Origin of the sequence: Massilia sp. X63 (assembly GCF_041023745.1) — a bacterium.
Classification (GTDB): Bacteria; Pseudomonadota; Gammaproteobacteria; order Burkholderiales; family Burkholderiaceae_D; genus Telluria.
Genome location: NZ_JBFTEF010000001.1, coordinates 757,723 through 783,102 on the forward strand (window position 1 = coordinate 757,723; position 25,380 = coordinate 783,102).

Consider the following 25,380-nt stretch of genomic DNA (forward strand, 5'->3'; position numbering starts at 1 on the left):
GCGAGCGAATGCGCTCAGCGGCCCTTGCGGTACTGCGCGTACAGCTGTTCCATGGTGGTGCTGCGCGCTTCCGGCTGCAGCGGGCCGGGCGGCACGTAGTTGACGAAGCGGACCACCCAGTCGCGCGGGTCCTGGCCCACGTCGAGGGCATTGATGCAGCCGGCCGCCTGCGCCAGGCCGCCCAGGAACAGGCGCTGTCCGGTCAGGGCCAGCGACAGGATCGCGCAGTTGACGCCGCCGTGCAGGACCAGCAGCACGGTCTCCCAGTCGTCCTGGGCGCGCAGGTGCGCGATGGCCGGATGGACCCGGTCCAGCATGTCGCCGACCGATTCGCCGCCCAGGAAGCGCTGGCCTTCGTCGACCAGGCCCTCGAAGGCGCCGGTGAAGGCGCGCCGCAGTTCAGCGGTCGGGATGGCGGACAGGCGCCCGCCGCGAATCTCGCGCAGTTCGGGCCAGGCTTCCGGTTCGAGGACCTGGCCGCTCGCCGCCAGCACCCGGCGCGCGGTCTCCACGGTGCGCGGCAGCCCGGAGACCAGCACCCGGTCGAAGCGCACGCCGGCCGCGCGGAAGGCCTGGCCGGCAGCGTCGGCCTGGGCCCGGCCGGCCGCGTTCAGGGCCATGCCCTCGGGAAGGAAGGGGCGGCCGGCATCGTCGAAGTAGGTGACGCTGCCGTGCCGCATCAGGTAGATGCGGCGCCGTTGCAGGCGCGGGTGGCTGGCATCCATCGGAACTCCTGGTCGTTTTTGTTGGCCATCTTACACGCGATGCCACGCCGGCGAGGCGAAACCGAGACACTTGGGCTTCGGCATCTAATTCCAGCAGTCAATTTTCAGGTGTTCTGGCATAAAATGTTCGTTGCAAGATATAAAAACAAGGGATGGTATGGCAAGGCCGGAAAAAATTCGCCTCGGCGAGGTGCTGATCCAGCAGAAACTGCTGTCGGAAGAGCAGCTGAACCAGGCGCTGGCGGACCAGAAGCGCACCGGGCGCAAGCTGGGCCGGGTGTTCGTCGAAAGCGGCTTCGTCACCGAAGACCAGATCTCCGGCGCGCTGGCGCGCCAGCTGAACATCCCTTACCTCAACCTCAAGTTTTACAACATCAACGCCGAGCTGGTGCGCCTGTTGCCTGAAACGGCCGCCCGGCGCTTCCGCGCCCTGGTGCTGGAAGACCGCCGCGAGACCCTGCTGGTGGGCGTCTCCGACCCCACCGACCTGTTCGCCTACGACGAGATCGCGCGCCTGCTGAAAAAGACCGTCGAGCTGGCGGTGGTCAACGAGACCGAGGTGCTGGGCGCGATCGACCGCATCTACCGCCGCACCGACCAGATCACCGACTTCGCGCGCGAGGTCGAGCAGGACCTGGGCGATACCTCGATCGACTTCGGCGCGCTGGCCGCCAATCCGGGCCTGGAAGAAGCGCCGATCGTCAAGCTGCTGCAGTCGGTGTTCGACGACGCGGCCCAGGTGCGCGCCTCCGACATCCACATCGAGCCGCAGGACGGGCGCCTTCAGATCCGCTTCCGCATCGACGGCGTGCTGCACCTGCAGACCGAGGCCGACATCAAGGTCGCCACGCCGCTGGCGCTGCGCCTCAAGCTGATGGCCGACCTCGACATCTCGGAAAAGCGCCTGCCGCAGGATGGCCGCTTCGCGGTCAAGGTGCGCAACCAGCGCATCGACGTGCGTATCTCGACCATGCCGACCCAGTACGGCGAATCGGTGGTCATGCGTCTGCTGAACCAGGCCGGCACCACGCTGCGCCTGGACGCGATCGGCATGCCGCCCCGGATCGTGGAGCGTTTCCGCGCGCTGGTGCAGCGCCCCAACGGCCTGGTGCTGGTGACCGGGCCCACCGGCAGCGGCAAGACCACCACGCTGTACAGCGCGCTGGCCGAGCTGAACTCGGTCGAGAAGAAGCTGATCACGGTCGAGGACCCGGTCGAATACCGCCTGAAGGGCGTCAACCAGGTGCAGGTGAACGACAAGATCGAGCTGTCCTTCGCGCGCGTGCTGCGCTCCGCGCTGCGCCAGGACCCGGACATCGTGCTGGTCGGCGAGATGCGCGACCAGGAAACCGCCCAGATCGGCCTGCGCGCCGCCATGACCGGCCACCTGGTGCTCTCGACCCTGCACACCAACGACGCCGCTTCGACCCCGCTGCGCCTGATGGACATGGGGGTGCCGCGCTACATGGTGGGCGGCTCGCTGCAGGCCGTGCTGGCCCAGCGCCTGGTGCGCGTGATCTGCGAAAGCTGCGCCACTCCCTATCAGCCGACGCCCGCCGAAGTCAACTGGCTGCGCGCCGAGCTGGGCGAGCGTGCGGCGAGCACCCAGTTCTTCCACGGGAAAGGCTGCTCGCACTGCAACGGCACCGGTTTCCGCGGCCGGACCGGGGTCTATGAGCTGCTCGAGATGACGCGCGCCGTCACCGAGGCCGCCAACCATCCCGACCCCGGCCACTTCCTGAAGGTGGCGCACGCCGAAATGCAGGGCGAGACCTTGCGTCGCCACGGCGTGAGCCTGGCGGTGCAGGGCCGCACGACCATCGCCGAAGCGATGCGCATCAGTAACCAGCAAGACGACTGATGCCGTATTTTTCCTACAAGGCGCGCAATGCCGCCGGCGAACTGCTGCAGGGCATCCTGGAAGGGGCCGACAGCGGCGCCGTCGCCGACCAGCTGTTCGGCAGCGGCGCCACGCCGATCGAGATCCACCCCAGCCGCAAGGGACCGGCAGCGGAGCAGGGCAGCGAAGGATTGCTGGCGCGCCTGTCGCAGAAAAAGATCACGTCGATGGACGTGCAGCTGTTCAGCCGCCAGATCTACACCCTGCTCAAGTCGGGCGTGCCGATCATGCGCGGCCTGGCCGGCCTGCAGGAGTCAAGCATCAACAAATCCTTCGGCAAGGTCATCAAGGACCTGCGTGAAGCGCTCGACTCGGGCCGCGAACTGTCCACCGCGATGGCGCGCCACCCGAAGGTCTTCAACACCTTCTATCTGTCGATGGTGCGGGTGGGCGAGATGACCGGCCGCCTGGAAGAGGTCTTCCTGCGCCTGTTCGACCACCTCGAGTTCGACCGCGACATGCGCGAGCGCGTCAAGACCGCGATGCGCTACCCGAGCTTCGTGATGATCGCGATGGCGATCGCGATGGTAATCGTGAACGTGTTCGTGATCCCGCAGTTCGCCAAGGTATTCAAGAGCTTCAACGCCGAACTGCCGCTGATGACGCGGATCCTGCTGGCGACCTCGGACTTCACGGTGGCCTACTGGCCGGCGCTGGCGGCGCTGACGGGCGGCGCGGTGCTGGCTTGTCGCTCCTGGGTCGCCACGCCCAAGGGACGCCTGGCCTGGGACAAGCACAAGCTGCACCTGCCGATCGCCGGCAAGATCATCCACAAGGCCACCATGGCGCGCTTCGCGCGCAGCTTCGCGCTGTCGACCCGTAGCGGGGTGCCGATCGTGCAGGCGCTGACGGTGGTGTCGCAGACCGCCGACAACGCCTATCTGAGCGCGCGCATCGAAGGCATGCGCGACGGCGTCGAGCGCGGCGAAAGCATCCTGCGCACCTCGACCGCCGCCAACGTCTTCACTCCGGTCGTGTTGCAGATGATCGCGGTCGGAGAAGAATCCGGCTCGCTCGACGACCTGATGGACGAGATCGCGCAGATGTACGAACGCGAGGTCGACTACGAACTGAAGACCCTGTCGAGCCAGATCGAGCCGATCCTGATCACGTTCCTTGGCGTGATGGTGCTGGTGCTGGCGCTCGGCATCTTCCTGCCGATCTGGGACCTGGGCAAGGCGGCCCTGCATGGAGGACAGTAATGCGCGCCGCACGCGCCCGCGGGGCGACCCGCTTCGAGTTCGCCGTGTGCGCGATCGTGATGACGCTGCTGGCGGGCGTGCTGCTGGGCCGCCTGCTCGAGTGGCGCGCCGCCTCGGAACGCGTCGCCGCCTACCACGTGGTCGGCGCCCTGCGCACGGCGCTGGCGGCGCGCGCGGCGCAGCTCGGCATGACGGGCGGGCAGGAAGCGGTGCTGGCGCTGGCCCGGCAGAACCCGATGGACTGGCTGCTCCGGCAGCCCGCCAACTACCTGGGCGAATACTATTCGCCGGACCTGGGCGCCCTGCGCCGCGGGGCATGGTTTTTTGACCGGACCGATGGCACTGTCAATTATTTGCTTAGTAACGACACTTTTTCTTCCGAGACATCTAAATTGCTTAAGTTCAAGGTAGAATTGTCCAGTTCGTATGACCCAGCCGGCAGCGGCCGGAGCGGGAACCGCGGCGCACTGGTGATCGACGAAGTCGGCGCCGGCGGCAAATAACAAGTTCAATACCGCGGGCCCACCCGCACCACTTCAACGGAGAGAACCACATGAACAAGTATTCCAGCAAGAGCGCGCAGGGCGGCTTCACCCTGATCGAACTGATCGTCGTCATCGTGATCCTGGGCATCCTGGCCGCTACCGCGCTGCCGAAGTTTGCCAGCCTGGGCGCAGATGCTCGTGCTGCAACCCTGCAGGCTGCGAAAGGTTCGCTGAGCTCGACGGCGTCGATCTACCACGCGAAATGGATGATCGATTCGACGGCGACCACCATCAAGGTCGATGCCAATACGACCCTGAGCATGACGAACGGCTATCCTAAAGGCGATGCAGCGCTCGCCGCCGCCGCCGGACTGGGTGCCGACGATTTCTACCTGAACGCTGCCGGGGACAACACCCTGACGGTCTCGCCGGCCAAGATTCCTGCGGCACTGCGCGCATCCTGCAACGTCAAGTACACCCCTCCCGCCACTTCCGGCGCTTCGCCGACCATTGTGGTCACCGACACTGCGTGCGAATAAGTTCAGGGACCTAGCTGCCCTGTGGCATGGCTGCGCCATCCAGCCATGCCCGGCCTGACGCCGATGGATCTATCTTGACTGCCCTCCGTATCCGGTCCCGCCACCGCCCCGCGCGGGGCTTCACGATGGTCGAACTGGTCATCGTGATGGTCCTCATCGGCATCCTGGGCGCCATTGCCGCCAGCCGCTTCTTCGAGCGCAGCAGCTTCGACTCGGCGGCCTTCGCCGACCAGGCCAGGGCCTTGCTGCGCTACGGCCAGAAGGCCGCGATCGCCCGTAATTCTCCCGTCTACGTCCTGCTCGACGACAACCGCATTGCGCTGTGCTACGACCAGCCACGCGGCGACTGCCCGCCGGTGAGCCTGGTCGCGCCCCCTGCCGGCAGCATCCGCGACACGGCGTCGGCCACCTATTGCCGCAACGAGCGCTGGTATTGCCTCGGCTTGCCGAAGGGTGTGCAGATGTCCTTGTCGGCGCCGATGACCGAGTTCGGCTTCGACGCGCTCGGGCGGCCGGTGGCCACCGGCGGCAGCTTCGGCGGCCTCGTCATCAGCATCGCCGGCCAGGGCGACACCCGCAGCGTGGCGGTGAATCCGGAGACCGGCTATGTCCAGTAAGCCGGCGCGCAGGCATGGCCACGGCGGGCGCCAGGCCGGCCTGACCCTGATCGAGATGATCATGTTCATCCTGATCGTGGGCGTGGCGCTGGCCGCCGTCATCGGGGTGCTGAATCTCACGAACAAGGCCAGCGCCGACCCGCTGCGCCGCAAGCAGGCCCTGATGATCGCCGAAGGCCTGCTCGAGGAAGTCCAGCTGGCCCGTTTCACCTGGTGCGATCCCAGCGCCGACAAGGCCGGCGACGATGCCGTCCAGGGCAGCGCCGATTGCGACGTGCCCGAGAACTGGGCGGCGGAGGCGGGCGGCAGCCGGCCCTTCGACAACATCAACGATTACGTGAGCGCGGCCGGCAAGGCCGAGAGCAGCTTCAACGACGCCCAGGGCCGGCTGGCGGACGCCAACGGCGAGCCGATGAATGTCGCCGGCTACAGCGCCACGGTGTCGGTCACGCCGGAATCGCTGGGCGGCATCGCCGTGCCCGACGCCGCCTCGGCCGACGTCGACGTGCTGCGTATCCGCGTCGAAGTGCGCTACGACGGCGAGTCGGTCGTGCTCGACGGCTACCGCACGCGCTACGCGCCGAACTTCCTATGAGCTCCATGCGCGCGCCACGTCCTCCCTGCCGCACCGGCGGCTTTACGCTGGTCGAGGCGATCATCGTGATCGTCATCGTTGGCATCGTCGGCGCCATCGTCGCCGTGTTCATCCGCGCCCCGGTGCAGGGCTATGCCGACACCGCCGCGCGCGCCGCCGCCAGCGACGAGGCCGACCTGGCGCTGCGCCGCATCGCGCGCGACCTGCGCCTGGCGCTGCCCAACAGCGTGCGCGTCAGCGACGACGGCAGCGCGGTCGAATTCCTGCTCACCCGCACGGGCGGACGCTACCTGACCGTGGACGACGACGTCGACGGCTTTCCGGTGCTCGACTTCGACAATCCCGGCAAAGTCAGCTTTACCGCGGTGGGCGGCACCATGCGCCGAATCGAGAGGGACGATTACATCGTGGTCTACAACCTGGGCAGCGGGGACGAGTCGGACGCCTACCGCTACGCGCCCCTGGCCAAGGGCGTCAACATCGCCCGGGTCACCGGCGTCGACGAGGCTTCGCCCAACAACCCGGTGGTGAGCATGGACAGCAACCCCTTCGCCACCCAGTCCACGCCGATGCGCTCGCCCAGCGACCGCTTCCAGGTCGTGACCGGGCCGGTCAGCTATGCCTGCGAACGCGGCAAGGACGGCAACAGCGAACTGGTGCGCTACTGGGATTACCCGATCGCGCCCGCCCAGAACCTGCCGCCGCAAGGCGGTGCGCAGCGCGCCGTCATTGCTTCGCGCGTGGCCGACTGCAGCCAGGTGTTCCGCTACGGCAGCGACGCCACCCGGCGCAGCGCGCTGGTGATCCTGAACCTGGCGCTGCGGGTCTCCCGCGACGGCGACGCCCTGGTGCGCCTGGTCAGCCAGGTCCACGTGGACAACACGCCATGACCGGCTTCGCATCGCATGCGCGCCAGGCGGGCGTCGGCCTGGTCACCGCGATCTTCCTGCTGGTGGTGCTGGCCGGCCTCGGGGTGGCTTCGGTGACGCTGTTCACCTCGCAGCAGGCCGGCGCCAATCTCGACCTGGAGGGCGCCAAGGCCTACCAGGCGGCGCGTGCCGGCATCGAATGGGGCCTGTACGAGCAGCTGCGCCATGGGCGCTGCGCGGCCACCAATTCCTTCGGCTTCCCGGCAACGAGCGTGCTGGGGAGCTTCCGCGTGACGGTGAGCTGCCAGGCGATCGCCGACCTGAAGGACGCCGACGGCAATCCGCTCATGCGCTGGCGCGTCGGCGCCGTGGCCTGCAACCAGCCCGTCAACGGGACCTGCGGCCAGTATGTCAACAACCATCCCGAATACGTCCAACGCAGGCTCGAGGTAGAGATATGAAAATACTGCCGAACTTCACCCGTTCCGTCCTGTGCGCCGGCCTGGTGGCCCTGGCCTGGGTTCAGGCGCCCGCCGCCGCGGCCGCCTCGCTGGCCCTGGCCAAGTCCTTCGAGGGCAACATCAATATCGCGGGCACCCAGGCCAGCCTGCAGAGCAAGAGCGGCGGCGCCAAGGCCTGCGACCTGGCCAGCGGCGCGCAGGCCGGCTTGAGCCTGCCGTCCGGCGCCACGGTGGTCTCGGCACAGTTGTACTGGGCCGGCACCGGCAGCCTGGATCCCGAGGTGTCGTTGAACAATGTCACCGTCACTGCCGCAGCGGAGCGCCGCTACACGTCGAGCATCGACGGCCTGTCCTACTTCACGGCGGCGGCCGACGTCACCGCGCTGGTGCAGGGCAAGACCACCTTCAGCTTCGGCGGCCTGAACGTGTCGACGGCGGACATCTACTGTGCCAAGCAGCAGAAGGACAACGCCATGGTGGCCGGCTTCGCGCTGGTGGTGGTGTATTCGCATGCGTCCGAGCGCTACCGCACGGTCAACGTGTACGAAGGCCTGCAGGCGATCAAGAATGCCAGCGTGACGGTGTCGATGCCGGATTACACGCCGCCCGCCGCGAACGCCGGTTCGGGGCGCTTCGGCTACATCGTCTGGGAGGGCGACCGTACCGGCCAGCAGAAGGGCGATTACGTCAGCTTCGCCGGCACGGTGCTGAGCAGCGAGCCTTTCGTCCACAAGGACAACGCCTTCAATTCCAAGAGCAGCGTGAACGCCGACGAGAATTCGGGCGGCATCGACTTCGATATCGTCGACGTGGCCGCGCCGCCGGCTTCTGCGGCCAACGCCAAGGCAGTGTTCACCACGACCAGCGACCGGGTGCTGCTGGGCGTGGCCGTTTCCGCCTTGCCGTCCAAGCCGGCCGACCTGGCCATCAAGAAGACCCAGGCCGGCGAATTCAAGGTCGGCAGCGAGATCACCTATACCTTGAGCGTCTCGAACGAGGGGGCGCGCGCCGACAGCCAGGTGAAGGTGACCGACAGCCTGCCGGCCGCGCTCGCCTACGTGTCGGCGGCCGGCGCCGACTGGAGTTGCACGGTCTCCGGGCAAACCGTCACCTGCCAGTACGGCAAGCCGCTGGCGCCGGGCGCCACGGCCAGCGTGCAGATCAAGGCGCGCGTCAGCGCCGAAGGCCGGATCGTGAACTCCGCCGAGGTGACGGGCACGGCCGACAGCGTGCCTGGCAATAACCGCTCGACCGTCGAAGGAGACACCGGCGGCCAGCAGGTGACCCAGGAACCGTTCGCCTTCACCGTGGGCCCATGCACCGCGGGCACGGTGGTCAAGGCCAGCGGGGGTGGCTGTGCGTTGTTCGCCGGACCGGTGACCGCGGGCAGCCGGCCCACCATCTACATCACCCACCTGGTGGGCGGGGTCGCCACCCCGCTCAGCACCACCACGGAAACCAGCAAGACCGTCAACCTCAGCCTGCAGTGCAACAATCCTGCCGACAGTGCCGGAACCACCGCCACCTACGCCGGGACGGCGCTGTCCAGCTGCCTGGCCGACAGCACCGCGGTGGGCGCGACCAGCGGCAAGGACGCCACCCTGAAATGGACCGCGAACGAGGTGTCGAAAGCGGCCGAATTCTACTACCCGGACGTGGGCATCGTGACCCTGCGGATGCGCGACAGCGCCGGCAACATCGCCAGCGCGAGCTTCGCCTCGCTGCCGGCCTCGCTGCGCGCGGCCTACCGGCGCGCCGACGGCGTGGCCAACCCCGGCAAGCTGCCGCTGGCGGACCCGGCATTCGCGGAAGCCGGCGAGCCTTTCCAGGCGGCGGTGTCGGCATATGGGCAGGACGGCATCGGGCCGCTGCCGAATTTCGGCCGCGAACGCGGCGATTTCGCGCTGTCCGGCCGCCTGGAGCTGCTGGCCCAAGGGGACGAACTCGAACAGCGCCTGCTGGTGCCGCAGGACGCGTGGAGCGGGGAGGGCACGGTGGCGCGGACCTTCGTGTGGAACGAGGCCGGGATGGCCCAGCTCGCGCCGGTCCTGAGCGCTTACCTCGGCACCGACCTGTCGCTTCAGGCGCCGTACAGCGCGGTCGGACGCTTCTATCCGCAATATTTCAAGACCGAGATCGACGGCGGCTTCGCCTGCCTGAAGCGCATGAACTGTCCGCCGGACGGCCCCAACCAGGTCGCCCGTGCGGCCTACTCCGGGCAGCCCTTCGGCGTGGTCGTGCGCGCCTATGGCCGCAACGGGGTGCTGCAGCGATTCGACGCGCCGCTGGTGCCGGAGATCCGCCTCAGCGCCGTCGCTGCGCCGGGCGAGGATGGCGAGCTCGGCAAGTTCGAGAACGGCGAACCGGCGGCGGCGACCGCACGCCAGCTCGGCTACCGTCTGGCCAAGCCCTGGAACGCCAGGGCGGGCAGTCGCGAGTGGACCGCGCCGACCGCGGTGTACGTGCGTGCGCTGGCGCCGGAATTGCGGGCGACGGCCGGCGGCAGCGCGGCGGTCGAGATCCGCTCGCAGCGCGAGAAGGGCACCGCATCGATGGAAGCCGGCATCATGGTGGTCAACGGCCGCCTGATGGTGGGGCATACCATCGGCACGCCGCTGGCGCGCACCGCGGTGCCGCTGCGCGCCCAGTTCTGGAGCGGCCAGGCCTGGGAGCAGAACAGCGTCATCGACGACAGCAAGGCGGTCATGGGCTCGGTGGACTTTTCCGGATGCCGCCGCGGCCTGCGCCTGAACACCAGTTCGGATGCCTGCGACCCGGCCGTGCTGAAGCTGGTAGGCGCCGCGTCCGGCACGTCGACGGTCGCCCTGCCGATGTTGCAAGACGGAAAGTCCAGCCTCGTGCTGGCCCCGGTCGGCGAGCGCAGCGGCAACGTCGATTTGTTCGTGAATGGCTACGATTACCTGCCCAGCACCATCGGTCGTGTTACCTTCGGGCAATTTAAAAGCCCCGTGATTTACGTGCGCGAGATGTACTGACAACGGAAGTGTGTCATGGCCGGGGCAAACCCCATCGTTTTCGTTAAAAAGGCGACTTTTTGTGATCGGTTTGGACGAGGCTTGAATATAATCAAGTCTTTGCCGCAACGAACTATTTTCGCGATCACACCGCTGCATGCGTTTTTTTAAAAGAGCAAAGAAAAAAGATGGCTGGCTCACCATTGCCATCCTGACCGATGGTGTGGCCGCGACCAGCGTCAAGCCGGTCGCGGACGGCTTGCCTCTGGTACGCTTTGCCCATTTCCTGCCCGGCCAGCCCGGCGTCGAGTTGCTGGAGAAGGCCGCCCGCGAAGGCCAGGCGCATGCCTATCGCTGCGCCACCCTGCTGGCCGGCGGCGAGTACCAGCTGATCAGCATCGAAGCCCCCAAGGTGCCGCGCGAGGAAATGAAGACCGCGGTGCGCTGGCGCCTCAAGGACATCCTCGACTTTCCGGTGGACGAGGCGACGATCGACGTGCTCGACATTCCGCTCGATGCCAGCGGGCAGGCGCGTGCCCAGCAGTCGGTGTACGTGGTGGCCGCACGCAACAGCGTGGTCAAGCCGCGCCAGCAACTGTTCCTCGACGCCAAGGTCGACCTGCGCGTCATCGATATCCCCGAGATGGCGCAGCGCAACGTTTCGGCCCTGGTCGCTCCCGAGGGGCGCGGCGTGGCCATGCTCTCGTTCGGGCAGGAAGGCGGCCTGCTGACCGTCACCTGGCAAGGCGAGCTGTATCTGTCGCGCCGCTTCGACCTGGGGCTGGACCAGCTGCTCGACGGCGACCACGACCGCAAGCATGCCGCCTTCGACCGCATTACCCTGGAACTGCAGCGCTCCCTCGACAACTTCGAGCGCCAGTATTCGTTCATCAGCATTGCCCGGCTGGTGCTCGGTCCTTCGCCGGTCAGCGGCCTGGAAGAATACCTGTCGAGCAACCTGTACATGCCGGTCGAGACCCTCGACCTGGCCAGCGTGTTCGACCTGAGCGGCACCCCGGAGCTGCGCGATGCGGCGGCGCAGCAGCGCTTCTTCATTCCGCTCGGCGCAGCACTGCGTCAGGAGGAGGGCGCATGAGCCGCCAGCCGAGCCAGCAGGTCAACCTGTTCAATCCGCTGTTCCTGCCGCAGAAGCAGGTACTGAGGGCCAAGACCATGGCCTTCGCGCTGCTGGTGCTGGCCGGCGGCATCGCCGGCCTGGCCAGCTATGGCCGGATGCAGACCGCGCAGCTGCGCCAGGAGGCCGAGCGCGGGGCCGCGCGCCTGCAGCAGAAGCAGGCCCGCCTGGCCGGGGTGAATGCCGAGTTCGCGCCACGCGCCAGGGACCGCGAGATCGAGCGCGAGATCGCCGAGGCGCAGGCCCAGCTCGCGTCGCTGCGCAACATCGCGCACGTGGTCGAGCGCGGCGAACTGGGCGACACCGGCGGCTATGCCGGCTATTTCAAGGCGCTGGCGCGCCAGAGCACGCCCGGCCTGTGGCTGACGGCGGTGACCGTGTCCGGCGCCGGACGCGACATCGGCATCCGCGGCCGTACCACCGATCCGGCGCTGGTGCCGGGTTACCTGAACCGCCTGACCCAGGAAGCGCTCATGCAGGGCAAGTCCTTCGCCAGCCTGTCGATCAGCCAGCCCGCGCCGGTCGCCGCCACCGGCGCCGACGGCAAGCCGGCGAGCATGCCGGCGCCCTACGTCGAGTTCAGCCTGCAGTCCGTGCCCGAGGAGCCGCGCAAATGAAGCAACGCCTTCTCGGCCTGGCGGCGCGGCTCGACGCGCTCACCCTGCGCGAACGCGGCCTGATCTTCGGCGCCGTCGCCGCCGTGCTGGCCTTCGTCGGCCACACTGCGGTGCTGGGGCCGATCTACCGCGAACAGGATGCGCTGCACGAGCAGATCAGCCAGCAGCGCAACAACCTGACGGGCCTGGACGGCGAGATCGCCGCCAAGCTGCAGGCCTACCAGGTCGACCCGGATGCGCCGGCGCGCGAGAAGCTGCAGGCCATCCGCCAGGAAAGCGCGGCGCTGGGCGATTCGCTGCTGGCGATGGAGCATGGCCTGGTGCCGCCTGAGCGCATGGCGCCGCTGGTCGACACCATCCTGCGCGCCAACGCGCGCCTGAAGCTGGTGTCGATGCGCACGCTGCCGGTCGAGCCGCTGGCGCCGTCCGCCGCAGGGCCGGGCGCGGCCCCCGCTTCGGGCTCCATTTCGCCACCCGTTTCGCCGCCCGTTTCGTCGCCCGCGCCGGCCGACACGCCCGGCGCCGCCGCCGCCGGCCAGTCCGCCGAGCTGCTGTACCGCCACGGCGTTGAAGTGACGGTGCGCGGCAATTACCTCGATATCGTCGACTACATGAGCGCGCTCGAAGCGATGCCGACCCGGATGTTCTGGGGCAAGGCCAGCCTCGAAGTGGAGGAATACCCGGCCTCCCGCCTGACGCTCACGCTCCACACCCTGAGCCTGGACCGGAAATGGATGAAGCTGTGAAAAACCTGATCCCGACACTGTTCGCTGCCTCCCTGCTGGCCGGCCTGCCGGCCGCCGCGCAGACCCTGGCCGACCCGACCCGCCCGCCGGCCGCGCTGGACGCGGGCCGGCCCGATGGCGCCGCCGCGGACGGCCTGCCGCGCCTGCAATCGGTGCTGATCTCGCCGCGTGCGGGCGGGCGCCACGTGGCCGTGATCGACGGCGAGACCGTGCGCCTGGGCGATAGCTTCCGCGGCGCGCGGGTAGCGCGCATGACCCAGACCGAGGTCGAGCTGGTGCGCGGCCGCGAGCGCCAGGTGCTGCGCCTGGACCTGCCGGCCGCAGCGGTCGACGGCATGCGCCCGGCCGCCCAATGAGGAAGCAATCGATGAGCAAGTACGCGACGACCCGGACCATGATGAACAAGCTCGGCCTGATGTCCGGCGCCGTCGCCGCGGCCTTGCTGCTGGCCGGCTGCCAGAGTACGGCGCAGCACGAGACCTATGACGCGATCGCCCGGGAGATGGCCAGGGCCAAGGCGGCGCCGCCCGCCGCGCCGGCGGTCGACGACGCCGTCGCCAACGCGCTGCTGCCGCCGGCCAGTGCGCTCGCCAGCCAGCTGCCCAAGGCCCGGCCGGCGCTCGAGGAGCGCTTCAACGTCTCGTTCAACAACGTGCCGGCGCAGCAGTTCTTCCGCTCGATCGTGGCCGGGACCCGCTACAACATGCTGGTCCATCCTGACGTCTCGGGCAACATCAGCGCCAACCTGAAGGACGTGACCATCGCCGAGACCCTGGAAGCGGTGCGCGAGATGTACGGCTACGACTACAGGATCGACGGCACCCGCATCACGATCCGTCCGCTGACCATGCAGACCCGGATGTTCCAGGTGAACTACCTGACCGCCAAGCGCCGCGGTACTTCGAACCTGCGGGTGAGTTCGACCTCGGTGGCGAACGCCGGCCGCGAGGGCAACCGCAACAACAACAACGGCAGCGGCAGCGGCCAGAACAACGGCGGCAACGACGGCGGCCAGAGCCCGAACGGCAGCGGCAACGTGCTGCTCGACAGCACCGACATCCGGACCTCGTCCGACAACGATTTCTGGGGCGAGCTGAAGCTGGCGCTGGAAGCCATCGTCGGTTCGAAGGAGGGCGGCCGCAGCGTCGTGATCAGCCCGCAGTCGGGGATGCTGGTGATCCGCGCCATGCCGGACGAACTGCGCAGCGTCGACGCCTACCTCAAGGCGACCCAGCTGGCGGTCGACCGCCAGGTGATCCTGGAAGCGAAGATCCTCGAGGTCGAGCTGAACGACAGCTTCCAGAGCGGCATCAACTGGGCCTCGTTCGCCTCGATCAGGAGCTCGCACCCGAACCGGGTCTCGGCCGGCATGATCGGGCCGGGCGCCAACCTGGCGCCGCTGCCCTACACCGGCGGCCAGCCGCCCGTCATCAATAACGGCCAGGGACTGGCCGCCAGCACCGGTTTCTCGCTGTCGAATGCCGCCGCCGCGGCCGGTTCCTTGTTCGGCTTCGCCTTCCAGACCAATAATTTCGCGGCCCTGATCTCCTTCCTGGAGTCGCAGGGCCAGGTGCACGTGCTGTCCAGCCCGCGCGTGGCGGCGATGAACAACCAGAAGGCCGTGCTCAAGATCGGCACCGACGAGTTCTTCGTCACCGGCGTGACCAACACCATCAACACCAACAACAACGGCAGCACCGTCACCCCGAGCGTGACCCTGCAGCCCTTCTTCTCGGGCGTGGTGCTGGACGTAACCCCGCAGATCGACGACAAGGGCAACATCCTGCTGCACGTGCACCCGTCGGTGAGCCAGGTCTCGACCGTCACCAAGAACGTCGACCTGGGCTCGGCCGGCACCCTGACCCTGCCGCTGGCGGCCTCGGCGACCTCGGAGCTGGACAGCCTGGTGCGCGGCCAGAGCGGCCAGGTGGTGGCAATCGGCGGCCTGATGCGGCAGGTGTCGAGCGGCGACGTCGACCAGCTGCCGGGCGCCGACAAGGTGCCGCTGCTGGGCGCGCTGTTCCGCAACAAGAACCGCGTCACCCAGAAGCGCGAGCTGGTGGTGCTGATCAAGCCGACCATCGTCGAAGGCGCCAACGACTGGAGCCAGGACCTGCTGGACGCCGGGCGCCGCATCGAGGCGCTCGATCCGCGCACACGGGAGCGCAAGTAATGTACGCGGCCCATTTCGGCCTGCGCGAGCTGCCGTTCGGGATCACCCCCGACACCAGCTTCTTCTTCGGCAGCGCGCGCTCGCAGGAAGCGCTCAACACCCTGCTGGTGGCGGCGCGCAGCGGCGAAGGCTTCATCAAGATCACGGGCGAGGTCGGCACCGGCAAGACCCTGTTGTGCCGCAAGTTCATGGCCACCCTGGGCGAGGGTTTCGTCACAGCCTACATCCCGAACCCCTACCTGGAGCCGCGCACCCTGATGCTGGCCCTGGCCGACGAGCTGGAAATCGCGCTCGATCGCGACGTCGACCAGCACCGCCTGCTCAAGGCGATCAACCTGCGCCTGCTCGAGCTGGCGGCCCAGGACCTGCGCGTGGTGCTGTGCCTGGATGAGGCGCAGGCGATTCCGGTGGAGAGCCTGGAGGCGCTGCGCCTGCTGACGAACCTGGAAACGGAAAAGCGCAAGCTGCTGCAGATCGTGCTGTTCGGCCAGCCGGAACTGAACCGCAAGCTGGAACTGGAATCGATCCGCCAGCTGGCCCAGCGCATCACCTTCCACTACCACCTGGGCGCCCTCAGCCGCGACGACCTGGACTACTACGTGGCGCACCGCCTGCGCGTGGCCGGTTTCACCGGCGCGCGCCTGTTCACGCGTTCGGCGATCCGCGGCCTGTACCAGGCCAGCGGCGGCGTACCGCGCCTGGTCAACATCATGGCGCACAAGGCGATGATGCTCAGCTACGGGCAGGGCAGGCAGCAGGTGGCGGGCAGCCACGTGGCGACCGCGGCGCGCGATACGATCGGCGTGCAGCGCACCATCCGCAACTGGCTGGCCGGCGGCGCCGTGGCCTTCTCGGCGGCCGCCGGGCTGGCCTGGGTGTTTGGACGATGAGGCTGACGCAATGAGCCTGATCAACCGGATGCTGCAAGACCTGGACGCGCGCGCCGGCCAACCCGGCGCCGCGCCGCTGCCGGCCGATATCCGGGCGGTGCCGCCGCCCGAGCGCAGCCAGCCCTGGAAGCACTTGGCGGTTGCGGCCGGGGCCGCGCTGGCGCTGGGCGCGCTCGGCCTGGCGGGCTGGCGCGTGCTGGGACAGAAACCGGCGCCGATGCTGCCGCAGGCGACGCCTGCCGCAGCATCGGCGCCGGCGTTGCCGGTAGCCCGGCCGGCGGCCGCAGCTGCCCCCGCGCCGGTCGTCGCGATCGAGATTCCGGTGCCGCCGCGCCGGGACGATGCCAGCCCGGCGGCGGCGGCAGCGAATGCGGACACGCCTGCCGCGGCCGCGCCGCCGGCCAGCTCGGCGCTTCGACCGCAGGAGCAAGCGGCGCCTGCCGCCAGGGCCGCACGGCCTGCCACGCCCAAGGCGGAGAAGAAGCAGCCCGGGCCGGCCCCGAAGGCGCCGGCGAAGCCACACAAGACCGCGGCGCCGAAGGCAGTCGCCGGCGCGCCCGCAGCCGCGGCGTCCGCCAGGAGCGGCCGGGTCGAGACAGCGGCCCAGCGCGCCGAGAACGCGTATCGCCGCGCGCTGGCCAGTCTCGAGGACGGCCGGGTCACCGAAGCGATATCGCAGCTGGAGGCGGCCCTGAAGGCCGATCCGCGCCACGAGGCGTCGCGCCAGACCCTGGTGTCGCTGCTGATCGAGGCCAAGCGCCCGGACGAAGCGATCCGCCAGCTGGGCGCGGCGCTGGCGCTCGATCCGCGCCAGCCGGCAATGGCGATGCTGATGGCGCGCCTGCAGGTCGAGCGCGGCAGCCCGGGCATCGACACGCTGTTGCGCACCCTGCCGTATGCGGCCGGCAATGGCGACTATCACGCTTTCCTGGCCGGCATGCTGGCGCGCGAGGGGCGCCACCGCGAGGCGGCCGAGCACTACGGGGTGGCGCTGCGCACGGCGCCGCAGAACGGGGTGTGGTGGATGGGCCTGGGCCTGTCGCTGCAGGCCGAGAAGCGCAACCCCGAAGCAGCCGGCGCCTTCCGCAAGGCGCTCGACAGCGGCAGCCTGTCGGCCGAGCTGCAGGGCTTCGTGGAGCGCAAGCTCAAGCAGCTGGGGCGTTGAAGGCCGCCGGCGAGGCCTAGAGCTTCGCCAGGCTTGCCAGCGCTTTGCGCAGGGTCTCGTCCTTCTTGGCAAAACAGAAGCGCACGACGCCCGACTCCTGCGGGCGGCTGTAAAAGGCCGACACCGGGATCGCCGCCACCTTCGCCTCCGCCGTCAGCCAGGCGGCGAATTCCGCTTCCGGCAAGTCCGAGATCGCGTCGTAGCGCACGCACTGGAAATAGGTGCCGCTAGCGGGCAGCAGTTCGAAGCGCGAGCCGGCCAGGCCGGCGCGGAACAGGTCGCGCTTGTTCTGGTAGAAGGCGGGCAGCTCCTGGTAGGGCGCGGGATCCTGCATGTAGGCGGCGATCCCGTGCTGCATCGGGGTGTTCACGGTGAATACGTTGTACTGGTGGACCTTGCGGAATTCCAGCATCAAGGGCGCCGGGGCCGCGACGTAGCCGACCTTCCAGCCGGTGACGTGGTAGGTCTTGCCGAAACTCGAGACCACGAAGGCGCGCTCGGCCAGGGCCGGGTGGCGCGCCACCGAGGCGTGCGGCACGCCGTCGAACACCATGTGCTCGTATACCTCGTCGGACAGCACCAGGATCTCGCTGCCGTCGACGATGGCGGCCAGGGCCTCCAGGTCGGCCTCGCGCAGGATGCTGCCGGTCGGGTTGTGCGGCGTGTTCACGACGATCATGCGGGTGCGCGGCGTGACCGCGGCCGCCACCCGCTCCCAGGGCACGCTGTAGCCCTGTTCCCCGACCTGCATCGACACCGGCACGGCCACCCCGCCGGCCAGCGCGATCGCCGGCAGGTAGGCATCGTAGGCCGGCTCGATGACGATCACTTCGTCGCCCGGATGCACGCTGCACAGGATCGCGGTCATGATGGCCTGGGTGGCGCCGGCGGTGACGGTGATCTCGGCGGCGTCGTCGTAGCGGCGCCCGTACAGGCGCTCGATCTTGGCGGCGATCGCCTCGCGCAGGGCCGGCACGCCGCTCATGAAGGGATACTGGTTGTGGCCGGCCCGCATGGCCCGGCTCACCAGTTCGACCAGTTGGGGATCGCAATCGAAGTCGGGGAAGCCCTGGCCGAGGTTGACGGCGCCGTGCTCGAGGGCGAGCTGCGACATCCGGGTGAAGACGGTGGTGCCGACGGCGGGCAGGCGGGTAGGCAATGCGGGAGTGCTCATGGTGTCGAAAGGCTGGGTCGGTGCCGTCATTCTAGCGTGCTTGCGAACCGGGCCTTGAGCCAGGCCTCGGGAACCATGATCCGGAACAGGCCTTCGCGGGCGGTGCGCCGGCCCAGCTTGAGCAAGGCCTTGTCCTTGGTGATCAGGACGTCGGCGCCGGCGTCGCGCGCGATCTCCAGGAACTTCTGGTCGTCGCGGTCGGTGCAGACCGGCAGGCGCACATGCTGCGCGTCCGGTGCGACCACGCGCAGCAGGGCGTCGAAGCGGGCGGCGGCTTCGGCGCGGGTGGCCTGGTCGAGCGGCAGGTGCGGGTAGTTCAGCACCACGCGGTACTCGTCGCGGCAGTCGGCGCGCGTCACGGCCACGACCTCGCCCGCTTCGAGCGCCGCCAGCAGCGGCGCCCAGCGCGGATCGCGGAACACGAACAGGTCGAGGCAGACGTTGGTGTCGATGACGATGGGTTTCGACGGGTTTGGGGTAAAAGCAGGTATCATGCGGAAACTTTTTTCTGTCTTGATCGTAAAGCTGTTTGAACCGATGCTGATTGTCCTGTCGCCCGCCAAATCCCTCGACCTCGAATCCCCAAGCACCACCGAGCAACACACCACGCCGGACTTCATCGCGCGCGCCGCCGAACTGATCGCGGTGCTGCGCGGGTATTCCCCCGGCCAGGTCGCCGAACTGATGGACCTGTCGGACAGCCTGGCCATGCTCAACGTGGCGCGCTATGCGCACTGGAGCGAAGACCATGCCGAGGCGCGCCAGGCCATCATGTCCTTCAACGGCGACGTGTATGCCGGGCTGGACGCCCGTACGCTCGCGCCCGAGGCGATCGCGTACGCCCAGCGCCACCTGCGCATCCTGTCCGGCCTGTATGGCCTGCTGCGGCCGCTGGACCGCATGCATCCCTACCGTCTGGAAATGGGCACGCGCCTGAAGAACCCGCGCGGCAACAACCTGTATGCCTTCTGGGGCGACAGCGTGACCCAGGCGCTGAACGCCCAGCTGGCGCAGACCGGAGCGAGCGCGCTGGTCAACCTGGCATCGGAAGAATACTTCAAGTCGGTGAAACCGAAGCTGCTCGACGCCCCGGTGATCACGCCGCAGTTCGAGGACTGGAAGAACGGCAAGTACAAGATCATCTCGTTCTTCGCCAAGCGCGCCCGCGGCCTGATGGCGCGCTACGCGGCGCAGAACGGCGTCCAGGATCCCGCGCAGCTGAAGGATTTCGACGTCGACGGCTATGCCTACGACGCATCGGCGTCGAACGAGACCAGCTGGGTGTTCCGCCGCAGACTGGCGGCCTGAACGGGCAGGGAAGCGGCACGCCGGGCGCGGCTGGTACGCAACCCGGCACGCAGCCCGGCACGCAGCCCGCCGCGCCCGGGTCTTACTGGGCGTCCTTCGGTGCGGCCTTCGGGCCCGACTTCGACCAGAAGCGCCACCACGGCGCATCGCCCTGCGCGTTCGGGTTCAGGAAGCGGCTGTTCGGGTAGTTCAGCACCAGCACGCGCTGGGTGTCGTCGCGCAGCACCGGCATGCCGAGCTTGTCGTAGGAGCGCATCATGAGGAACAGCGCCTCTTCGCGCGCCGGCGCGTCGGTGTATTCCTGTACGGCGGCCTGGGCGCGGTTCAGCGCGGCCAGGTAGGCGCCGCGGCGGAAGTAGTAGTTCGCCACGTGCACTTCGTACTGGGCCATGGCGTTGACCAGGTAGTTCATGCGCGCGATCGAATCCTCGCGGTACTTACTGTTGGGGAATTTGTCGACCAGGACCTTGAAGGCGGCGAAGGCTTCGCGGGTGGCCTTCGGGTCGCGCTCGGTCGGATCCTGCGAATAGATGAAGCTCAGGAAGCCCAGCTGGTCGTTGAAATTGATCAGGCCGCGCAGGTAATACATGTAGTCGACCTGCGGATGATTCGGGTGCAGCTTGATGAAGCGCTCGACCGCGGCCAGCGCCTCGGCCTGGTCCTGGGCCTTGTAATGGGCGTACGCAATTTCCATCTGCGCTTGCGCGGCATAGGTGCCGAACGGGTAGTTCGATTCCAGCCGCTCGAACAGCTTGATGGCCGATTCATAGTGGCCGCCGTTCATCTCATCGCGTGCCTCAGCGTATAATTTCTCCGCTGACCAATTTTTGGTGTCGTCGTCCGACTTCGGCAGGATGCTGCAGGCGGACAAACTCAGGGCGCAAGCCGCGACCAACACAGACAATTTTTTTTGCATAGCTCTTTGCAAGAAAGTTTTACCTAGATTCAACGAACGGCTGATTATAGCCGATGGGACTCACGTGATATTAACTCCTGCGCCGAATTCGGCGGAAATGCCTCTCGACTCCGATTTAGACGATGACTTGGACGGCGGGTTCGAGCTCGACGCCAAGACCGACCTGTCGCCGATCACCCTGCACCTGAACCCCGAGGCCTGCGGCCAGCGGCTCGACAAGGTGATCGCCGGCCTGGTGCCGCAGTTCTCTCGCGCGCGCCTGCAGCTCTGGTTCGAGGGCGGTTTCGTGAAGGTCGACGGCAAGCCCGCCAAAGGCAAGTCGACCGCCTACGGCGACGAGACCGTCGTCATCGAACCGCAGGCGGCGCCGGAAGACACCGCTTTCACGCCCGAGGCCATCGCGCTCGACATCGTCTACGAAGACGAGGATATCCTCGTCATCAACAAGCCGGCCGGACTGGTCGTGCACCCGGGCGCCGGCAACTGGTCGGGCACGCTGCTGAACGGCCTGCTGCACCATTGCCCGCAACTGGTGGGCGTGCCGCGCGCCGGCATCGTGCACCGCCTCGACAAGGACACCAGCGGCCTGATGGTGGTCGGCAAGACCCTTGCCGCCCAGACCGACCTGGTGCGCCAGCTGCAGGCGCGCACCGTCAAGCGCGAGTACTTCGCGCTGGTCTGGGGCACGCCGCATGCGCGCGGCACCATCGATTCGCCGATGGGCCGCCATCCGAAGGACCGGGTCAAGATGGCCGTGTCCTCGAGCCCCTTCGCCAAGCCGGCCATCACCCACTACGCGCGCGTCGCCACCGGCACCCTGGACCGCCGTCCGGTGTCGCTGGTGCGCTGCAGCCTGGAGACCGGCCGCACCCACCAGATCCGCGTGCACATGCAGCACCTGGGCTTTGCGCTGGTGGGCGACTCGGTCTATGGCAAGCAGCACCTGGTGCCGGTGTTCCACCGCCAGGCCCTGCAGGCGCGCCGCCTCGGCCTGGTGCACCCGGCCACGGGCGAAGCCTGCGAATGGACGGTGCCGCTGGCCGCCGATTTCGCCGCGCTGATCGCCAAGGCCGGCATCGCGGAGCCGGGCGACGAGAACGACGTCGACGCCGAAGAATGATGGAGCGCTCCGCCCTGGTATGGCCGGCGTGGCCGGACCTGCCGCCGAGCGTGGGCGCGCTGGCGACCGGCCGCGACGGCGGCGTCAGCCAGGGGCCGTATGACGACGGCAAGGGCGGCGGCGGCCTGAACCTCGGCATGCATTGCGGCGACGATCCGGACGCCGTGCGCGTCAACCGCGAGCGCCTGCAGGCCTGGCTGCCGGGCCGCCCGGCCTGGATCGCCCAGGTGCACGGGGCCGCGGTGGTCGATGCCCGCAGCGTCGGCGCCGAGCAGCCGGTGTGCAGCGGGGACGCCAGCATCGCCACCCAGGCGGGCCTGGTGTGCGCGATCCTGACGGCCGACTGCCTGCCGGTGCTGTTCGCCGACCTCGACGGCAAGGTGGTGGGCGCGGCCCACGCCGGCTGGCGCGGACTGGCCGGCGGCGTGCTCGGCGAGACCGTGCGGGCCATGCGCGCCGCGGGCGCCGGCGAGATCACTGCCTGGATGGGGCCGGCGATCGGCCCGGACGCCTTCGAGGTGGGCGAGGACGTGCGCGACGCCTTCCTGGCCGCGCTGCCGGGCGAGGCCACGCTGGCTGCGTTCAAGCCAAAATTTGACCAGCCGGTAAAATTTTTGGCGGATATTTTCACCTTGGCGCGCCTGATGCTGGCGCGCGACGGCATCACCCGCGTGCATGGCGGCGGCATCTGCACCGCATCGAGCCCGCAGCGCTTTTACTCGTACCGGCGCGACCGGGTCACTGGACGCCAGGCCAGTCTGATCTGGATCAAATAAGCGCCCCGGCAGCGGCCCAGAATGCCTAGTTGCCCTTGGCGCCGTCGCGGCCCGTGTCCGGACCGGGCGCCGCTGCGGCTGCTGCATTCTTCACTGTCGCGTTGTTTTGCGCCTGCGCCTGGCGCCGCGCGCGTCGCCGTTTTGACCCGGTGAGATAAAAAACAATGGATAATGGCAGGGCGCAATAGAACAGGAACGTCATCACACCGTGCACGATGGTCGGTTCGGTCGCTGCCATCAGGGCGACCACATAAATCCAGGCAACGGCGACGATCCACATGCTTTTCTCCAAGGTTGTAGACCCGATTCTAAACAACGGACGCTGACATGAACATGCCTGACCCCCAAGCTTTTGCCGCCTCCTGGATGAACCAGTTCACCGACCCGAGCGCCTGGCAGGGCTGGATGACGATGCCGACCATGATGCCGCCTGCCGGCGCAAGCAGCATGGGCGCCAATCCGCTGGCCGGCGTGCTGAAGGATTTCGGCGCCGGCATCGCGCCGGCCAAGCTGGAAGCCATCCGCGACGACTACCTCAGGAAGGCCGGCCAGCTGTGGCAGGACTTCGTCAGCGGCAAGTCGCCGGAACTCCACGACCGGCGCTTTTCGAGCTCCGAATGGCGCGAGCATCCGATGTCGGCCTTCTCGGCCGCGTCCTACCTGCTGAACTCGGAATTCATGCTGGCCCTGGCCGACGCCGTCGACGCCGCCCCGCGCGAGCGCCAGAAGATCCGCTTCGCGGTCCAGCAGATGGTCGACGCCATGTCGCCCGCCAACTTCTTCGCCACCAACCCGGAAGCGCAGAAGAAACTCATCGAGACCAAGGGCGAAAGCCTGACCAAGGGCCTGGCGAACATGCTGGCCGACATGCAGAAGGGCCGCATCTCGCAGTCCGACGAATCGGCCTTCGAAGTGGGCCGCAACGTCGGCACCGCGCCGGGCCAGGTGGTGTTCGAGAACGAGCTGTTCCAGCTGATCCAGTACACCCCGGCGACCCCGAGCGTGAAGGCGGTGCCGCTCCTGATGATCCCGCCCTGCATCAACAAGTTCTACATCCTCGACCTGCAGCCGGAAAATTCGCTGGTGCGCTACGTGGTGGAGCAGGGCAATACCGTGTTCATGGTCTCGTGGCGCAACCCGGACCGCAATCTCGCCAAGTTGCGCTGGGACGACTACGTCGAGCAAGGGGCCATCAAGGCGATCGAGGTGGTGCGCGAGATCACGCAGCAGGACAAGACCCATGTGTTCGGCTTCTGCGTGGGCGGCACCATCGCCGCCTCCGCGCTGGCCGTGCTGGCGGCGCGCGGCCAGCAACCCGCGGCCAGCCTGTCGCTGCTGACCACGCTGCTGGACTTCCAGGACACCGGCGTACTCGAAGTCTTCGTCGACGAAGCCCAGGTAGCCCTGCGCGAGCAGACCCTGGGCGGCGGCGGCCTGATGCCGGGCCGCGACCTGGCCACCACCTTCTCGGCCCTGCGCCCGAACGACCTGGTATGGAACTACGTGCAGCAGAACTACCTCAAGGGCAAGGAACCGCCGGCCTTCGACCTGCTGTACTGGAACGCCGACAGCACCAACCTGCCGGGCCCGATGTTCTGCTGGTACCTGCGCAACACCTACCTCGAGAACAAGCTGAAGGTGCCGGGCGCGCTGAGCGTGTGCGGCGTGCCGGTGGATCTGGGCAAGATCGATTGCCCGGTGTTCGTGTACGGTTCCAAGGAAGACCACATCGTGCCCTGGGAAGCCGCGTTTGCCTCGATGGGCCTGCTCAACCCGAAGAACCCGAAGGCCAACCGCTACGTGCTGGGCGCCTCGGGCCACATCGCCGGCGTGATCAACCCGGCCTCGAAGAACAAGCGCAGCTACTGGACCAACGACAAGAGCGGCAAGGCGCGTCCGAAGACCGCCGCCGACTGGTTCGCCGGCGCGCTCGAACAGAAGGGCAGCTGGTGGCCGGAATGGGCCGGCTTCCTGGCCCAGCACGGCGGCGCCGAGGTGCCGGCGCCGGCGGCCTTCGGCAGCGAGCGCTACCAGCCGCTCGAGGCCGCGCCGGGCCGCTACGTCAAGGCGCGTGCCGACTGAATGCACGGGTACGGTGGGTGGTTTTTTACCCACGAACCATATCAAAATCGCCACGGAAGTTTGTACTCTAATAATTGCTGCACCTGCGAGCGGGTCGTGGTATGGTGTGGGCTTGTCCGTCCGTAAGGCAATAAAGTTGCCGCGCGGCACGGCCCACGGGCCGGATTTTCTGGTGACCAATCAAGAAAAAATAGCGTGCGGTCCACGCTACCGCAACGCACAACGTGAGACATGAAATGAGTAGTGTGAAAAAGAGTGCTGAACGCCTGATCAAGAAGTATCCGAACCGCCGTCTGTACGACACCCAGACCAGTTCCTACATCACCCTGACCGACGTGAAGCAGCTGGTGCTCGACGCCGACGAATTCACGGTGGTCGATGCCAAGACCAACGAGGACCTGACCCGCAGCATTCTGCTCCAGATCATCCTGGAAGAGGAGGCCAACGGCATTCCGATGTTCTCCAGCTCGGTGCTGGCCCAGATCATCCGCTACTACGGCCACGCCATGCAGGGCATGATGGGTTCTTACCTGGAAAAGAACGTGCAGGCGTTCACCGACATCCAGAACAAGTTCACCAGCAATGCCGCCGGCGCCCTCGAAGGCAAGCCCTTCAGCCCCGAAATGTGGACCCAGTTCATGAACGTGCAGGGCCCGATGATGCAGGGCATGATGAACAACTACATCGACCAGTCGAAGAACCTGTTCCTGCAGATGCAGGAGCAGATGCAGAACCAGAGCAAGGCCATGTTCGGCGCCTTCCCGTTCCCGGGCATGACCCCGCCGCCGGCCGACAAGAAGTAAACAGCCTGGCAAGCTTCGTCGTTTTGCGACACCGCCGGCCCGGTTCTGGGCCGGTAATCCATCCCCCTGGTTCCACCCTCACACCCGGTTCGGGTACAATCGCGGAT

26 protein-coding genes are annotated in these 25,380 nt (G+C 67.8%); 21 read left to right on the forward strand and 5 right to left on the reverse strand.

The window, feature by feature from the left end:
- Positions 1–14: 14 nt before the first annotated feature.
- Positions 15–725, reverse strand: a complete 711-nt coding sequence (locus tag AB3347_RS03575; RefSeq protein ID WP_369090384.1) for a histidine phosphatase family protein — start codon at positions 723–725, stop codon at positions 15–17.
- Between the two features lie 157 nt (positions 726–882).
- On the opposite strand from AB3347_RS03575, the gene AB3347_RS03580 reads away from it, so the two are divergent.
- The 16 genes from AB3347_RS03580 to AB3347_RS03655 all read left to right on the forward strand — a co-directional run bounded on the left by AB3347_RS03580 (position 883) and on the right by AB3347_RS03655 (position 17,094).
- Positions 883–2,586, forward strand: coding sequence for a GspE/PulE family protein (locus tag AB3347_RS03580; protein WP_369090385.1), 1,704 nt, complete (start codon positions 883–885; stop codon positions 2,584–2,586).
- Positions 2,586–3,827 carry a type II secretion system F family protein gene (locus AB3347_RS03585; RefSeq protein ID WP_369090386.1) on the forward strand — a complete coding sequence of 414 codons (1,242 nt, stop codon included), beginning with the start codon at positions 2,586–2,588 and terminating at the stop codon, positions 3,825–3,827. Before AB3347_RS03580 ends, AB3347_RS03585 begins: the two co-directional genes overlap by 1 nt.
- Complete coding sequence (locus AB3347_RS03590; RefSeq protein ID WP_369090387.1) at positions 3,827–4,330, forward strand: hypothetical protein; 504 nt, start codon at positions 3,827–3,829, stop codon at positions 4,328–4,330. Before AB3347_RS03585 ends, AB3347_RS03590 begins: the two co-directional genes overlap by 1 nt.
- Before the next feature lie 50 nt (positions 4,331–4,380).
- Positions 4,381–4,851 carry a type II secretion system protein gene (locus tag AB3347_RS03595; protein ID WP_369090388.1) on the forward strand — a complete coding sequence of 157 codons (471 nt, stop codon included), beginning with the start codon at positions 4,381–4,383 and terminating at the stop codon, positions 4,849–4,851.
- A 74-nt stretch (positions 4,852–4,925) separates the two neighbouring features.
- Positions 4,926–5,468 (forward strand): Tfp pilus assembly protein FimT/FimU, encoded by a 543-nt coding sequence (locus tag AB3347_RS03600; RefSeq protein ID WP_369090389.1) that lies wholly within the window; start codon positions 4,926–4,928, stop codon positions 5,466–5,468.
- The gene (locus AB3347_RS03605) at positions 5,458–6,063 is read left to right on the forward strand and encodes a type II secretion system protein (RefSeq protein ID WP_369090390.1); all 606 of its coding nucleotides are present in this window, start codon (positions 5,458–5,460) and stop codon (positions 6,061–6,063) included. Before AB3347_RS03600 ends, AB3347_RS03605 begins: the two co-directional genes overlap by 11 nt.
- The gene (locus AB3347_RS03610) at positions 6,060–6,953 is read left to right on the forward strand and encodes a prepilin-type N-terminal cleavage/methylation domain-containing protein (RefSeq protein ID WP_369090391.1); all 894 of its coding nucleotides are present in this window, start codon (positions 6,060–6,062) and stop codon (positions 6,951–6,953) included. Before AB3347_RS03605 ends, AB3347_RS03610 begins: the two co-directional genes overlap by 4 nt.
- Positions 6,950–7,393: an agglutinin biogenesis protein MshP gene (locus AB3347_RS03615; protein WP_369090392.1), complete on the forward strand. Its 444-nt coding sequence runs from the start codon at positions 6,950–6,952 to the stop codon at positions 7,391–7,393. Before AB3347_RS03610 ends, AB3347_RS03615 begins: the two co-directional genes overlap by 4 nt.
- Positions 7,390–10,389: a DUF6701 domain-containing protein gene (locus AB3347_RS03620; protein WP_369090393.1), complete on the forward strand. Its 3,000-nt coding sequence runs from the start codon at positions 7,390–7,392 to the stop codon at positions 10,387–10,389. Before AB3347_RS03615 ends, AB3347_RS03620 begins: the two co-directional genes overlap by 4 nt.
- A gap of 136 nt (positions 10,390–10,525) precedes the next feature.
- Complete coding sequence (gene pilM / locus AB3347_RS03625) at positions 10,526–11,464, forward strand: type IV pilus biogenesis protein PilM (protein WP_369090394.1); 939 nt, start codon at positions 10,526–10,528, stop codon at positions 11,462–11,464.
- Positions 11,461–12,120, forward strand: coding sequence for a hypothetical protein (locus tag AB3347_RS03630; RefSeq protein WP_369090395.1), 660 nt, complete (start codon positions 11,461–11,463; stop codon positions 12,118–12,120). The genes pilM and AB3347_RS03630 overlap by 4 nt, the downstream gene beginning before the upstream one ends.
- Positions 12,117–12,866 carry a type II secretion system protein GspM gene (gene gspM, locus AB3347_RS03635; protein ID WP_369090396.1) on the forward strand — a complete coding sequence of 250 codons (750 nt, stop codon included), beginning with the start codon at positions 12,117–12,119 and terminating at the stop codon, positions 12,864–12,866. The genes AB3347_RS03630 and gspM overlap by 4 nt, the downstream gene beginning before the upstream one ends.
- The gene (locus AB3347_RS03640) at positions 12,863–13,222 is read left to right on the forward strand and encodes a hypothetical protein (protein ID WP_369090397.1); all 360 of its coding nucleotides are present in this window, start codon (positions 12,863–12,865) and stop codon (positions 13,220–13,222) included. The genes gspM and AB3347_RS03640 overlap by 4 nt, the downstream gene beginning before the upstream one ends.
- Before the next feature lie 41 nt (positions 13,223–13,263).
- Positions 13,264–15,039: a pilus (MSHA type) biogenesis protein MshL gene (gene mshL / locus AB3347_RS03645; RefSeq protein ID WP_369090522.1), complete on the forward strand. Its 1,776-nt coding sequence runs from the start codon at positions 13,264–13,266 to the stop codon at positions 15,037–15,039.
- A complete protein-coding gene (locus AB3347_RS03650) occupies positions 15,039–15,929 on the forward strand; it encodes an ExeA family protein (RefSeq protein ID WP_369090398.1) in 891 nt (296 codons plus the stop codon). Before mshL ends, AB3347_RS03650 begins: the two co-directional genes overlap by 1 nt.
- Before the next feature lie 10 nt (positions 15,930–15,939).
- Entirely contained in the window at positions 15,940–17,094 is a 1,155-nt protein-coding gene (locus AB3347_RS03655; protein WP_369090399.1) for a tetratricopeptide repeat protein, read from the forward strand.
- Positions 17,095–17,110: 16 nt separating this feature from the next.
- Here the strand turns inward: AB3347_RS03655 and AB3347_RS03660 are convergent, their stop codons facing one another.
- A complete protein-coding gene (locus AB3347_RS03660) occupies positions 17,111–18,268 on the reverse strand; it encodes a pyridoxal phosphate-dependent aminotransferase (protein ID WP_369090523.1) in 1,158 nt (385 codons plus the stop codon).
- A 26-nt stretch (positions 18,269–18,294) separates the two neighbouring features.
- The gene (locus AB3347_RS03665) at positions 18,295–18,762 is read right to left on the reverse strand and encodes a putative toxin-antitoxin system toxin component, PIN family (RefSeq protein WP_369090400.1); all 468 of its coding nucleotides are present in this window, start codon (positions 18,760–18,762) and stop codon (positions 18,295–18,297) included.
- A 43-nt stretch (positions 18,763–18,805) separates the two neighbouring features.
- Between AB3347_RS03665 and yaaA the strand changes: the two genes are divergently transcribed.
- Positions 18,806–19,576 (forward strand): peroxide stress protein YaaA, encoded by a 771-nt coding sequence (yaaA, locus tag AB3347_RS03670; RefSeq protein ID WP_369090401.1) that lies wholly within the window; start codon positions 18,806–18,808, stop codon positions 19,574–19,576.
- A gap of 82 nt (positions 19,577–19,658) precedes the next feature.
- Here yaaA and AB3347_RS03675 read toward each other — a convergent pair whose 3' ends face one another.
- Positions 19,659–20,492 carry an outer membrane protein assembly factor BamD gene (locus AB3347_RS03675; RefSeq protein ID WP_369090402.1) on the reverse strand — a complete coding sequence of 278 codons (834 nt, stop codon included), beginning with the start codon at positions 20,490–20,492 and terminating at the stop codon, positions 19,659–19,661.
- 97 nt (positions 20,493–20,589) lie between these two features.
- On the opposite strand from AB3347_RS03675, the gene AB3347_RS03680 reads away from it, so the two are divergent.
- On the forward strand, positions 20,590–21,612 hold the full coding sequence (locus AB3347_RS03680) for an RluA family pseudouridine synthase (protein WP_369090403.1): 1,023 nt from the start codon (positions 20,590–20,592) through the stop codon (positions 21,610–21,612).
- Positions 21,612–22,388, forward strand: a complete 777-nt coding sequence (gene pgeF / locus AB3347_RS03685; RefSeq protein WP_369090524.1) for a peptidoglycan editing factor PgeF — start codon at positions 21,612–21,614, stop codon at positions 22,386–22,388. The genes AB3347_RS03680 and pgeF overlap by 1 nt, the downstream gene beginning before the upstream one ends.
- Before the next feature lie 25 nt (positions 22,389–22,413).
- Here the strand turns inward: pgeF and AB3347_RS03690 are convergent, their stop codons facing one another.
- Complete coding sequence (locus AB3347_RS03690; protein ID WP_369090404.1) at positions 22,414–22,668, reverse strand: hypothetical protein; 255 nt, start codon at positions 22,666–22,668, stop codon at positions 22,414–22,416.
- Between the two features lie 47 nt (positions 22,669–22,715).
- On the opposite strand from AB3347_RS03690, the gene phaC reads away from it, so the two are divergent.
- Positions 22,716–24,470, forward strand: coding sequence for a class I poly(R)-hydroxyalkanoic acid synthase (gene phaC / locus AB3347_RS03695; protein ID WP_369090405.1), 1,755 nt, complete (start codon positions 22,716–22,718; stop codon positions 24,468–24,470).
- A gap of 236 nt (positions 24,471–24,706) precedes the next feature.
- Positions 24,707–25,273 (forward strand): polyhydroxyalkanoate synthesis repressor PhaR, encoded by a 567-nt coding sequence (gene phaR / locus AB3347_RS03700; RefSeq protein WP_369090406.1) that lies wholly within the window; start codon positions 24,707–24,709, stop codon positions 25,271–25,273.
- The last annotated feature ends 107 nt before the right edge of the window (positions 25,274–25,380 follow it).